This window comes from Reyranella sp. (assembly GCF_050185545.1).
Taxonomy (GTDB): Bacteria; Pseudomonadota; Alphaproteobacteria; order Reyranellales; family Reyranellaceae; genus Reyranella.
Map to the genome: position 1 here is coordinate 1 of NZ_JBFWZI010000119.1, position 11222 is coordinate 11222.

Sequence of the window (11222 nt, forward strand, 5' to 3'; positions counted from 1 at the left end):
GCCTCTTGGCGGGCGCTTCGCGGCGCGTGGGTCCCTCCTGTGGACTCCGAGGATGAACCGCTACCACCACCTCGGGGGGGTCAATTTTGATTGTCGCCAGGGGGTCACTTCCGGATGTCGCTTGACACTGTTCCAGGAGGAGACCGTGGACTGGGGACTGGGGAGAGGCTCCTCGAACGCGGGCGGTGCAGGCATCGCTAAGGGCCGCAGAGGAAATGGCGACGGCTGCCAGCACGCGCTGAGCGCCGCACTGGCAGCGCAGCTTCGAAATTCACAGGAGGGCCCCCGCGTGAGGCCCGTCATCGAGCTGTAGCACGGCTTTATCTTGGGGATGACTGGTGGAAAGGCACCCCTCGGCGTACCAGCATTCAGCCGCCTTCAGGCTGCGCCAGAACTACCGGAATGTCACGAGTTCGAGATCACTGGCACCGGTACCTTAGGGGACCGGGGCGTTGCGGCGACGCAGGCAGCCCGCGATCTGAACGTTCACGTGAACGTGCTGCGCAAATGGGTGAAGGAGTTCGGCCAGGACCTGTCACATGCATTTCCTGGGCAGGGCCATATGAAGCCCGAGGAGATGGCGCGGTTGCGGCGTGAGGTTGCTCGCCCGAGCGAGGTTTGATCTAGATCAACGATGCGGCAACCGCGAACATGCTAGACGGATCTGCGCGCGATCAGATTGGGAGGTGACATGGCCAAATATCTGATGCAGGCCTCTTTCACCTCGGAAGGCCTCAAAGGGTTGCAAAAGGACAAGGCCTCGGGCCGGAGGGACGCGATCGCAAAAGCCTTGGAATCGGTCGGGGGCCGGCTCGAGGCGCTTTATTTCACCTTGGGCGAGTACGACGACGTGCTGATCATCGAAGCGCCTAACTTGGAAAGCATCGCTGCCTTCTGCGTTCAAGTTAACGCCTCGGGGGTATTGCGGACCCGGACGACGGCCTTGCTCTCTGTCGAGGAAGCTGACAGGGCATTGGCGAAGACAGTCGCCTATCGCGCGCCTGGCCAATAAGCACGCGGCTGTGTCTCACCATCCTCGGTAGACTTCACCACGAATACTGTCGGACCTAATTCTCTCGGGCGACAATCCGGCGCGGATGACGTTTTCGGCAAGGGCAGTCTCGCCGCCGATGAATTCCTGCACCACCTAGCGCTTGAACTCGATACTGTGAGAGCGGTGTCTGGGCATTGGCTTCCATCCTTAGAAAGCTTCGCCTACGGGTCAATCCTGCAGTCTCAGCCTGTCAGTCCGCATTCCGAGGAAACAGCATGATGTTGCCCTTCCCCTGATGATTTCGCCCGGCGTGGAAATGTTCGACGTAATCCCTCAGCGCCCGCCGCAAGGAGCGCTCGTCGAACGGCGGGCTGGAAGAAGAAGTAGACCGTGCCGTCGGTAAGGATAGAGGTCACGTGATGAAGCTGACAGTCCTTACGGTTGTTCTGCTGACCCTCGTCATCCTAGCGGGGTGTGCACAATGCGAATCGTGCAAAAACATCCCGGGTTGGGATGGTCGATATGCCACCCACGACAGAGGGGCCAACAACTTCGAAGGCAGTCGGGGCTTACCTGTAACACCGTACGTGCCGCGCTAACAGCTATGGCGCGACAATCTGGATGAGAACGCGTATTGCCTCAGCCGGGAATGTTCCTTCCCAAAGAACTCGTTGCCTCATTGCGATGCTCCCCAAGTCGAGGTGTCGAGTTGTGTGCGTCAAGTTCGGGTCATGACGGCAGCGGGTGTATCCCTTTGTTCGACCGCAGCGACCATCCCTTCGTCCCGACCTAAGGTTTTGAGCAGCGCCGCGCGCAAGCGCCGCCTCGTAGCGGTCGTTGCAGCGCGAGCCGAGCAGGTCGACGGCGCGGCGGGTCATCGCCTCGTCCTCCTGCAGCTCCCGCATCTCCTCCTGCATCTGCTCCGCCGTGGCGCGGATGGCGTCGGCCATGCGCTCGGGCTGGTCGGCATCCTCGAGATGCACCAGCGCCACCTTCACCGTCTCCTGGTAGGGGACGAGGGTGCCGTCCAGCCCACGACGGTGGGCGGCGGCTTCGGCTAGGCGAAGCCGCCGCTTGCGCCACAGGACGCCGGCCAGTTCCTCGACGAGATGTCGCGACGAGAGCGGTACGTTGGCGGCACTGAAGATTCTGCGGCGCGAGGTCGCCCATCTTCGGATCGCCGCGCACGGCGGCCGCATCGCTCGAGGAGATAGTGATACCCCTTGGCCGTGCCTGAGGTCGATTTGGGGGACTCCGGGTTCCGGCTTGGCCCCTTCAGAGGATCGATGATCAGCCTTCGATCCTCGAGTTGGCGTTCACAACGACAAAACATCGACGCCAAGCGATCCTCGGCACTGCATCTACTTCTTTTGAATGAGCTGGCCGCGGATTTCACCCCCCTTGTTAGCTTCAGTATGAACGTTGAAGTACCACTTGCCGGCCTGCAGGTCCGCGGCCTGCTGGCTATCGATGCTTGCGTCGCCGTGGATCGGGCTCGGGTTGGCCGGATCCTTGATCTGCACCACAATACCGGCATTCTCCTTCACCGTAGCAGGTCCGTGGAAGTGCGCACCTGTCGCGGGGCCCGACAGCCCTCCCCAGGCTACGTTGTAGGTGAACTTCTTGCTCACCGTGTCATAGGTGCACTGAACCGCCCCGTAGCCCTTGCTGTTGACTGCAGGGACTTCGTTCGAGCCCTTAAGGTCGGCAGTGTAGATCTGAATCTCGGCAAACGCCGCCGGCGCAGAGCCGATCGAAGCTGCAAGTCCGAGGGCGACGATGCTTGATCGCAAAATGGAGCTTTGCATGACTCGGTGCCTCCTTTGATAACAATGAGAAATTCCAATTTAAAAAACCATTTGATTGATGGGCCTTGACATGCATCAACCGCCGAGCGGAGTTGGCGACGATGCTTGGAACCTCAGGCCGCGGCTTTGGGCTGCGGACCGGCGGTTACGAACGCAAGTCTGTAAGTGAATTTGGCACCGAGGACGACCTTCGGCAACTGGTTGTGCCCCTTGAGCCGTCGCCAGCTCTTCTGTGCATCCTCGACGAACTTGAACACCATGGCGAGCGCTGTCGCTTTCGAGAGACAGCACTTGGCGCGGATGATGCGGTGGCGCACCGTCAGCATCTCGCGCTCCGACAGATAGCCGTGACGCACGATGCGAGCACGGCCATCCCCGTTCTTGCGAACGAGATCGCGTTTACCGCATCGGCGGGTAGGCGACTGGTGGCATCCGACGACCAGCGCTACGGCGAGCGCGCGAAGGCGGCGGCCGAGGGCGTGTTTGGGCAGGCACACGCGGGCGGTCTGCTGAATAACCAACCTAACCGACCTGGGGGGTGCGTTCTCAAGACTCCTCAAAAAGGGGCCCACGCCGCTGGGTGCCCCGGGTGTACGCCAGCGCTACGGAGCCAAAGTCTATGAAATCATCTTTGAGGTTGGTTAGGTTGGTTAAATCGGCCTGGGTAGCCTCCGGGGGGCTACCCAGGCGGCAAGATCGGGGCTGCCCGCGGCGGAAAATCGCGTCGAGCGCTTCGAGATGCTGATTGGCGCCGCCGTGCTCGCCAAAGCCAGCCGTTCGACGCCGTCGCGCAGCTTGACAGCTCGTCAGCTCTGACGGCCGGCCGCGAACGATTCCGCCGCCGATCCGTCGGCGCGATCATCGACGAAAAATCCCCGTAGAACCTGGCCTTTTCAGCCTCGACACGCGCTCGCTGACGCCTGCGAACGTCGTTCAAACCCACCCGCCCCATCCGAAAAGTGGTGTTTCGAGACAGAAGCTAGCTATAAACGCGCGCCCTGCCGCACAGCGGCGATTCAGACGGTTAGCACACAAAGACGGCCGGGCAGAAAGCCGGCCGTCCCGATTGCGTGACTAGGGGCAGTCTCTACTGGATGACGATCTCGACGCGGCGGTTCTGCGGCTCGCGCACGCCGTCGCCGGTCTGCACCAGCAGGCCCTGTTCGCCGCGGCCGATCACCGCGATCGCCGTCGCCGGCACACCCTCGCGGACGAGAGCGTCCTTCACGGCGTTGGCACGACGCAGCGACAGCGCCATGTTGTAAGCTTCCGGGCCCGACGTGTCGGTGTGGCCGGTCGCCGTGATGCGGGCATTGCCGCGCGTCTTGTAGGCGTCGGCGGCCTGCTTGATGGTCGCAAGCGCCTGGGCCGACAGGTTGGCGCGGTCCCAATCAAAGAACACCATGTAGGACGGAGGCGCGACTGCCGGCGGAGGAGGCGGCGGGGGCGCAGCCACGGGAGCGCCAAACCGGAACGCCAGACTCGCCATGAGGCTGATGTTGTTGTTGTTGAACGTCACGCCACCGACAAAGGGATTGTTCACCGTCGGGCTCGTTGTTCCGTAGTACCGCCCCTCGAGGTTCAGGCGGAACTGCGGATCGATGTTCCAGCCCACGCCGACCATGCCTTGATAGGCAAAATTGGTGCTGCTGGAGTAGCCGCCCACGGCAGACGCATTAACGAAGGCGATGCCAAGTCCGGCGCCGATGTACGGCACGATCGGTCCGCCCGCCAGGAAGTCGTAGAAGGCGTTCGCCATGATCGCCGTCTGCTGGTTATTGAACCCGGCGGTCACGTTCTGGAAGCCGATTGGAGCGAGCTGCAGCGAGCCGTCGTTACTGCGATAGACGCCCTCGATCTCGACGCGTGGACCGACGAAATCGTAGCCGATCGACCCACCGACCAACCAACCGGTGTTCGGATAAACGTTCACCAGCCCGCCGAAGTTCGGAAAATTGATCGTGGTGTTGAACATCCAGTTCAACCCGCCCTCGGCACTAATGTAGAAACCTTCATACTGGAGGTTTTGTGCCTGACCGGAAGAAGGCAGGACGGCGGCCAAAGCGGCAGCAGCAACCAATGCTTTTTTCATCGCATCTCCCTTCATTCAGTTAGCGCAATCAAGGTACTGGCAACGGGTCTTGCGAGCAAGGTCGACCATCGGCCGAACTACATGACTGATACGATATCCGAGCATGTGTTGCGTCGAATCAACAGCGCCATATCCACCCTCTGGCGTCGTCGGGTCAGGACGCCTCTTGCCGTCTGGGAAGGAATGCGCGACAGGGCCGTCAGGAGCTACCCCGATGTCGCTGCAATGATGGCCCTTGCTAGGATTGTTGCCCGCCCGCAAACTTGTCCGCGAATGGAGGCTGTCGTCGCAATGACAAAGAACTGCAGCGGTTCACGAGAAGTGCGTTCCGCAGGATGACCACGAGAGCTTCGATAGCGCTTGGCGCCTTTGCATGTGCTTGGCTTCTGGCGGCGACTGCTCACGCGCAGGACGAGCGGGTTCAGCGCGGGCACGCCTTCGCCCAGGCTAACTGCGCATCGTGCCATGCTATAGGCCGCACGGGTACAAGCCCCCTGCCGGCAGTACCGGCCTTCCGCGCCCTCCATCTACGCTACCCTGTGGAGAATCTTGCAGAGGCACTCGCCGAAGGCATCGTGACCGCGCATCCGGCCATGCCTCAGTTTCGACTCGAGGTCGGCGAGGTCGGCGACCTGACCGCCTACCTAAAATCTCTCGAAGGGTGACTGGAGCGCGCGCCGTCGCTCAGTACACCGGCGCGAAGTGCGTTTCTGGGGCGCGCCGAATACGTGCCCGAATTCGCACGATGGGCCAAACGGCTGGACACCCTGCCGCCGATTACGGATCGGCCCGATACAGCTGCAGTCGGTCCAGCGCTGCACGGCACAGATCTTCAGCTTGGCACTTTCCCGCACGCCTAATTCGGATGGGCGTAGCCGATACAGGCACCCTGGTTGTAATGGGTGCTCGGCTGTGCCGTGATGTTAACACAGGAGGCCGCTTCAAAAAGCACGATGTGGTCCGAGCCGCCGCACTGGAAATACGCGAATTCCTCGCCCTTGCGTAGCGTCTTGCCGACGTCCGCCGTCATTATTACCGATGATACCATCCCCATCCCGATGGGCAGTACCGCGACTAGACCAATTGGGGTATCAAGAACAATCAGCCCCCGCGTCTGTGTGAATTGATAGCCGACATCATCCTGGGTAGCAAGAACGTGGACCGCCTTCAAATCGTGCCGCATGTCGTGTTCGTCTTTCCCGGCAGGGATTGCTTTCACATCGAGATAGACCCGACCTTGAATGATGCGCGCCTCCTTCACGAGGCCGCCGACCGGCACGTGCAGTCGGTGATAGTCGAAAGCGTTAAGGTAGCCATGCGCAAAGATCCCGCCGTTAAATCGATCGCGGTAGGGGCTGCCCTCGAGCAGGTCAAGTACCGACCAATCTAGACCCTTTACTGTGATCTTCGACTGCTCGTTGAGCTGCCACCAGCCAAGAAACGTGGAATCGACCGCACAAGTTATAACGGATGGGTCGTTCGGTGCCGCAATCGGTCGCATTCCTGGTTTGATGCACCGAGCGAAGAGCTGGTTGAAGGTTTTGTAGCCACTCGGCGGTGGCATGTATTCATTCATTCTGAACGCAGGACAATCGTAGAACGACCTTATCGTTTCTGAGTTAATCGATTCAGTACTGTCGCAGAAACTACCCAAACACTTGATGAAATTCACCATCCATTGCGACAGTTCAGTGAGCGGCTGAGTTTGGTCCGGCGAAACGATCCTGTTCTGCAATTCTCTGACTGGCGGCTGATCGAGAATAAAATAAAATTCGTGGATCCTATCCAAAATGTGCCTCTCGGGATTCTCGATTGGCACCCATTCCAACAGATCGTTTATCCATCTCAAATAGTCCTGCAAACTGTGGATGTGCCTGATACCTTGGACCTGATACTTTTGAGCGTTCTTGATTGCTTTTTCAAACTTTTCCCTCCAGTCGCTTCTCTCGATTAGAGCCTGCAATTCACGGACCGCCTGTTGCATGATGATTTGCCTCCTTGCACCGGGGGAAAGGAATTCTGCGCTCCCGCGACGATTGTAGTCCCGCCGCTGCGACAGAACCAAGGCCGGTCGAGGCACAAAAAGGCCGGCGACGGTGACGACCGAGTGCGTCATGATCTGGAAGTAGGAGCCACCCGACAGCCATGCCCGCCGCCTGAGACGGCGGCATTCCTGCGGCGCCTGCCATCCTCACTTGGCGGGCGCCGCTTTCTCGCCAAGCCCGGCTCGATGCCAGGGCGCTGCGATTTTTAGTCCGCCGATTCGAACGCCGGAAGCGCGACCGCCGCCTGAACAGCCACATCGATGGGGATGGGCGTCTTCACGATGGTACAACTCGTGCATTGTCCGAAGTGCCAGAACTTGGCACGCGCCGAATGGCTGGCCGAGCGGCAAGCCGACTTGCTGCCGGTGCCGTACTTCCACGTCGTGTTCACCGTGCCGGCGGCGGTGGCCGAGATCGCCTTCCACAACAAGGCAGGCCGAAGTGCGGCGGCTGGTGGCCGTCGTCGCCGAGCGCGGCAGTGACGATGCGGTGGCGCTCTGTAACGGGGGTTATGCGCTGACGTTCATGTATGGCGACTTCGAAGTGGGAGCTGCGATGATCGACCGTGCTCTTGCGCTCAATCCCAATTTGGCGGACGGCTGGCGTGTAGCGGCTGCCAGTCCGGACCTGGCGACTCGGTGGTAGTGTCGTAGTAGTCGCTCTGATCGCGCGAGGGATACATATTCGGCGTTCATCTTGCTGTTTCCGTAGGAAGATTCGGCGAGGGGAATTTCGAGGGCTCAGCGGCAAGCACCGCTGGGCCCTCACTGCTTTCGGGTAGCGTCGTCGCTCCCGAATTGGGCGCTCGACCTGGTGGAGGTCGAGCTGCTGCTGTGCGGTGTTGGGCTTGGAGCCGATCGCCATCTCGATCGGCGTCTGCCGGTCGAGCGGCGCCTGCATCTGCATCGCCAGATGGAGCAGGCGTCGGTTCGGGCGCATGAAGGTCGGGCGCATCAGGCGGCGGCTCTGTCGCTTGTGGAAGTGCGGAAAAGTGCTCACGTCTGCCCAATCTGGGCAGATGTGGAGGCTGTTACGAATTGCGCCTGATCAGCTCGAAGCCGGCCTTGGCGGCGGCCGTGATGTCGGCCTTGCCCTGCAAGCCGAGCTTGAAGCCGGCGGAAAGGGCGGCGAACCGTTCGTCCGGCGTGCCATGGTGCTGGCGCGAGGTGAAGTTCGTGTCGCCCATCCGGTACAGCTCGTAACCAACCTTGCGCAGGTCGAGCTGACGATGCTCCGCCTTGCGCAGTCCCAGATAATAGCCGGCCAGAAAGTCGGCATGCAGTTCGTGCGGCCGGTTGGTCTGGCTGTCGACCTGATCGAGCAGGCGGTAGTAGCCGCCATACTGGTAGATATGGCCGAACTCATGGGCGCATACGGCGATGACGGTGACGCCGCCGTCCTTGACCTCGGTCATCAGCCGGCGGAACAGTGTCATGCCCATCAGCACCGTGCCGGGACCGTTGCCGAGCAGCGTCTCGCGGGCAGCGTAGGCGTTCTCGACTTCGCCGTCGTCGAAGAAGGCGAAACCGGGGCTGACCTGGAAGGTAGCCGACAGGCGCTGCAGCGCGCTGCCGAGAAAGCGGTCGGTTTCGGCGTCTCCCGAGCTGGTGGCAATCCTGACGTTGCGGCCTTTGGCGCTTCCGCGATTGCGGCCGAAAAACGATCCGTTCAGCTCACAGAGCGCGCAACCGCCGGACGGACCGGCCGCATGGGCCGAGGCGGTGGCGGCCAGGGCGACCGGCAAGGCGGCGGCAACGAGGCCGGTCCCGAGCAGCGACCGGCGATTCAACATCTTCATGGTGGTCTCTCCATCAACTGAGCTTGGCAACTGATACCGGGATGACGCGGCAGGGCCGCCGGATTGACAGAAGCGGGTCAGGAAAAGGCGGAGCGCGCCTTTCGGCGCGCTCCGTTCCGGGCGTTCCGGCCTACCGCGAGGCCTTCAGGTGCACCACCGCGTCGTCGATGACCGCCGCGGCATCAGCCAGGTTGGTCATGTCGAAGCTGTAGTCGCCGACCTCGATCCGGCCCTTGCGGCCGCGATAGAGCGCCTTCAACAGATCCTTGCTGGCGTCCTCGACCTCCAGCACACCCGTTTCGTTGGCCACCGCCGTTCCTTTGTAGGTCTCGCCATCGATGCGGACCGACATCTCGGCCCGCTGACCGGCCTTCAGGCGCCAGTCGGGATGGCTGAGCAGCAGAGCGAGCTTGCCGTCGGCATGGGCCAGGATGGCGAACCGGGCGCCATTGGCGAACTCGTCGACGATCATCGCCGCCTTGCCGAGGACCACGGCGCTCCAGCTGCCGCGCTTGGACACCACGCGCGGCTTGGACTGGGCCGCGTTCTCGCCGCGGCACTCGCCGAAATAGCAGACCCGGTCGGACGCCGCCGCCGGGCCGACCCAGGGGCCGACCAGCGCGCCGGCCAGACCGAACGCCAGGAGGGCGGAAACCGCCTTACGATACCGCTTGACCATGGATTTCTCCGTAAGAGGCGCAGCCGCCGCACCACGCGGCAGCCGCATGCCCTCCTGACGGAGCACCCCGCCCAATTTGACAGGGATGGCGGAAGATTTTTCGCCTGCCCAACGCATTTGGGAGGTGTCGCCGCCGGCGCTGAGCGAAGCCGCTTCGGCTTCACGCAGGCAGGCGGAGGGGTCATGAATCGTGCGGACCGCGGGCGTCTCGCCCGCTCTTCTCATGAGCGGGCGAGACGCCCCCGGTCCAAGATACCAAGAAAAAACCCCCCCGAGGTGGGTTTCAACACCCAAAGCCCGGCCCTATATCGGGATCAGCGCGCCAGAGTTGATCGGATCGCCGAGCGCGATCTGCGCCACGATCAGCTCGGCGATGGCGGTGGGCTTCACCCACAGGCTGTGATCGGCCTTGGGCATGTCCTTGCGATTGGTCGGTGTGTCGATGGTCGACGGCGCGAGCGCGATGACCGAGATGTTCTCGCCCTTGAGCTCCTCCGCGAGCGCCACTGTGAAGGCGGCGACTGCGGCCTTGGACGCGGTGTAGGCCGTCATGTTGGCGCCCAGACGCGGATTGAGCGCCGGCCGCGCCGAGATGTTGATCAGGTGCCCACCGTTCCCGGCCTTGCGGAAGTTCGCCACGGCGGCGCGGCAGCTCGAGGCGCAGGAGATCAGGTTCATCGCGATCTGCTGCTGCACGACCTTGGCCGGGCTGTCGGCGATCGGCGCCCAGGCGAAGCCACCGGCGATGTTCACCACGGCCTTGAGCGGCGGCAGCCCGGCGTAGAATGCCGATACGGCTTCCTCGTTCGACAGGTCGATGCCGGTGGTGACCGAGACCTTGCCCGGCGGGAATCGATCGGCCGGCACGGACTGCTCGATCGCCGGCACGTGGCATTGGGCACCGGCCTCGACCAGGGCCTTCACCACGGCAACGCCCAGCGCGCCGGTCCCGCCGGTGATGACGACATGGCAATTCTTCAAGCTCTGCATGGCATTCCCCCAGGGGTTCGAACGGGCGGCCGGCCCCTTAGCTCCCGATGCGCAGTGAGTTCAGGAAGCGATCGATCACCGGGTTCTCCCGTTCGTCATTGCGGGCCAGCACGAGCTGCACATAGAGCCGCGGCACCGTGGCGTAGGCTCGAATCATCAGGACCCCGGTGTTCTTCTGCACCGACAGCACGACCGCCAGGCCGCGCGCCGACCCCAGCCACACATCCTCCCGCTCGAGATAGGTCGATCCCGGCCAGCGTTGCTGCGCGGCATCGATGGCGCGGCGCAGATGGTCTTCCTGGAGCGTCGGATCGAGCGGACTTTCGTTCTTGAGGTCGGTCACGGCGAACTCGAGGCCAAATCCGCTGGGGAAGGCGATGCGATATTGCTTCGTCATGCCGAAAGTCTGCATGCCCGAGACGAGCTTGTATCCCTTGGGCATCTGCAGGCGGAACTGGTCGTCCGCGCTGACGATGTCTTCCCATTCGACCGCCTGCGCCTGCAGCAGGCCCGGCGTCGACACCAGGGCCAGACCAGAAAGTCCAAGCGCAAACGAACGCCGCCGCATGACAGTCTCCTTCCGAGCATTCCCGGCAGGGAGCATGCGGGATGGCCGGCCTCCGCTCAATGCCGGGAATGACGCATTCTTGGCGCGGCGGCGTCAGCCCGGCGGCTTGCGGCCGACTCTGTCGAGTCGGTGCGACCAGCGCGCCGGCCAGAACGCCAGCACGAACACGACCAGCGCGATCAGCAGGATGCCGACGACGCCCTGCACGATGCCGAAATGCGGTGAATCGGTCGCGACGAACCATTGGG

General features: G+C 62.4%; 10 protein-coding genes and 3 pseudogenes. 4 read left to right on the forward strand and 9 right to left on the reverse strand.

The window, feature by feature from the left end; all coding sequences use genetic code 11:
- Positions 1–418: 418 nt before the first annotated feature.
- Both AB7O82_RS25495 and AB7O82_RS25500 read left to right on the forward strand, forming a co-directional pair.
- Positions 419–607, forward strand: a pseudogene (locus AB7O82_RS25495) (transposase); the annotation flags it as partial.
- 84 nt (positions 608–691) lie between these two features.
- The gene (locus AB7O82_RS25500; protein WP_428620473.1) at positions 692–1012 is read left to right on the forward strand and encodes a GYD domain-containing protein; all 321 of its coding nucleotides are present in this window, start codon (positions 692–694) and stop codon (positions 1010–1012) included.
- 584 nt (positions 1013–1596) lie between these two features.
- Here the strand turns inward: AB7O82_RS25500 and AB7O82_RS25505 are convergent.
- The 4 genes and pseudogenes from AB7O82_RS25505 to AB7O82_RS25520 all read right to left on the reverse strand — a co-directional run bounded on the left by AB7O82_RS25505 (position 1597) and on the right by AB7O82_RS25520 (position 4894).
- Complete coding sequence (locus tag AB7O82_RS25505; RefSeq protein ID WP_428620475.1) at positions 1597–2193, reverse strand: hypothetical protein; 597 nt, start codon at positions 2191–2193, stop codon at positions 1597–1599.
- 162 nt (positions 2194–2355) lie between these two features.
- Positions 2356–2802, reverse strand: a complete 447-nt coding sequence (locus AB7O82_RS25510; RefSeq protein ID WP_428548152.1) for a CHRD domain-containing protein — start codon at positions 2800–2802, stop codon at positions 2356–2358.
- 113 nt (positions 2803–2915) lie between these two features.
- Positions 2916–3137 (reverse strand): annotated as a pseudogene (locus AB7O82_RS25515) (IS256 family transposase); the annotation flags it as partial.
- 752 nt (positions 3138–3889) lie between these two features.
- On the reverse strand, positions 3890–4894 hold the full coding sequence (locus AB7O82_RS25520; protein WP_428620477.1) for an OmpA family protein: 1005 nt from the start codon (positions 4892–4894) through the stop codon (positions 3890–3892).
- 335 nt (positions 4895–5229) lie between these two features.
- Between AB7O82_RS25520 and AB7O82_RS25525 the strand changes: the two genes are divergently transcribed.
- Positions 5230–5559, forward strand: coding sequence for a c-type cytochrome (locus AB7O82_RS25525; protein WP_428548158.1), 330 nt, complete (start codon positions 5230–5232; stop codon positions 5557–5559).
- Positions 5560–5750: 191 nt separating this feature from the next.
- Here AB7O82_RS25525 and AB7O82_RS25530 read toward each other — a convergent pair whose 3' ends face one another.
- A complete protein-coding gene (locus tag AB7O82_RS25530; RefSeq protein ID WP_428548161.1) occupies positions 5751–6878 on the reverse strand; it encodes a phosphatidylserine decarboxylase in 1128 nt (375 codons plus the stop codon).
- 357 nt (positions 6879–7235) lie between these two features.
- Between AB7O82_RS25530 and AB7O82_RS25535 the strand changes: the two are divergent.
- Positions 7236–7373 (forward strand): annotated as a pseudogene (locus AB7O82_RS25535) (transposase zinc-binding domain-containing protein); the annotation flags it as partial.
- 596 nt (positions 7374–7969) lie between these two features.
- Here AB7O82_RS25535 and AB7O82_RS25540 read toward each other — a convergent pair.
- The 4 genes from AB7O82_RS25540 to AB7O82_RS25555 all read right to left on the reverse strand — a co-directional run bounded on the left by AB7O82_RS25540 (position 7970) and on the right by AB7O82_RS25555 (position 10974).
- Positions 7970–8737, reverse strand: coding sequence for a hypothetical protein (locus tag AB7O82_RS25540; protein WP_428620479.1), 768 nt, complete (start codon positions 8735–8737; stop codon positions 7970–7972).
- 130 nt (positions 8738–8867) lie between these two features.
- Positions 8868–9416 carry a hypothetical protein gene (locus tag AB7O82_RS25545; RefSeq protein ID WP_428548167.1) on the reverse strand — a complete coding sequence of 183 codons (549 nt, stop codon included), beginning with the start codon at positions 9414–9416 and terminating at the stop codon, positions 8868–8870.
- Positions 9417–9719: 303 nt separating this feature from the next.
- Positions 9720–10406, reverse strand: coding sequence for an SDR family NAD(P)-dependent oxidoreductase (locus AB7O82_RS25550; RefSeq protein WP_428620481.1), 687 nt, complete (start codon positions 10404–10406; stop codon positions 9720–9722).
- 37 nt (positions 10407–10443) lie between these two features.
- Positions 10444–10974: a hypothetical protein gene (locus tag AB7O82_RS25555; RefSeq protein WP_428548173.1), complete on the reverse strand. Its 531-nt coding sequence runs from the start codon at positions 10972–10974 to the stop codon at positions 10444–10446.
- Between the last annotated feature and the right edge of the window lie 248 nt (positions 10975–11222).

What these genes read in the sequence shown, in the direction of transcription:
- AB7O82_RS25500 (WP_428620473.1), top strand. Translation starts at nt 692, where the DNA reads ATGGCCAAATATCTGATGCAGGCCTCTTTCACCTCGGAAGGCCTCAAA.
- AB7O82_RS25505 (WP_428620475.1), bottom strand. Translation starts at nt 2,193, where the DNA reads ATGCGGCCGCCGTGCGCGGCGATCCGAAGATGGGCGACCTCGCGCCGC.
- AB7O82_RS25510 (WP_428548152.1), bottom strand. Translation starts at nt 2,802, where the DNA reads ATGCAAAGCTCCATTTTGCGATCAAGCATCGTCGCCCTCGGACTTGCA.
- AB7O82_RS25520 (WP_428620477.1), bottom strand. Translation starts at nt 4,894, where the DNA reads ATGAAAAAAGCATTGGTTGCTGCTGCCGCTTTGGCCGCCGTCCTGCCT.
- AB7O82_RS25525 (WP_428548158.1), top strand. Translation starts at nt 5,230, where the DNA reads ATGACCACGAGAGCTTCGATAGCGCTTGGCGCCTTTGCATGTGCTTGG.
- AB7O82_RS25530 (WP_428548161.1), bottom strand. Translation starts at nt 6,878, where the DNA reads ATGCAACAGGCGGTCCGTGAATTGCAGGCTCTAATCGAGAGAAGCGAC.
- AB7O82_RS25540 (WP_428620479.1), bottom strand. Translation starts at nt 8,737, where the DNA reads ATGAAGATGTTGAATCGCCGGTCGCTGCTCGGGACCGGCCTCGTTGCC.
- AB7O82_RS25545 (WP_428548167.1), bottom strand. Translation starts at nt 9,416, where the DNA reads ATGGTCAAGCGGTATCGTAAGGCGGTTTCCGCCCTCCTGGCGTTCGGT.
- AB7O82_RS25550 (WP_428620481.1), bottom strand. Translation starts at nt 10,406, where the DNA reads ATGCAGAGCTTGAAGAATTGCCATGTCGTCATCACCGGCGGGACCGGC.
- AB7O82_RS25555 (WP_428548173.1), bottom strand. Translation starts at nt 10,974, where the DNA reads ATGCGGCGGCGTTCGTTTGCGCTTGGACTTTCTGGTCTGGCCCTGGTG.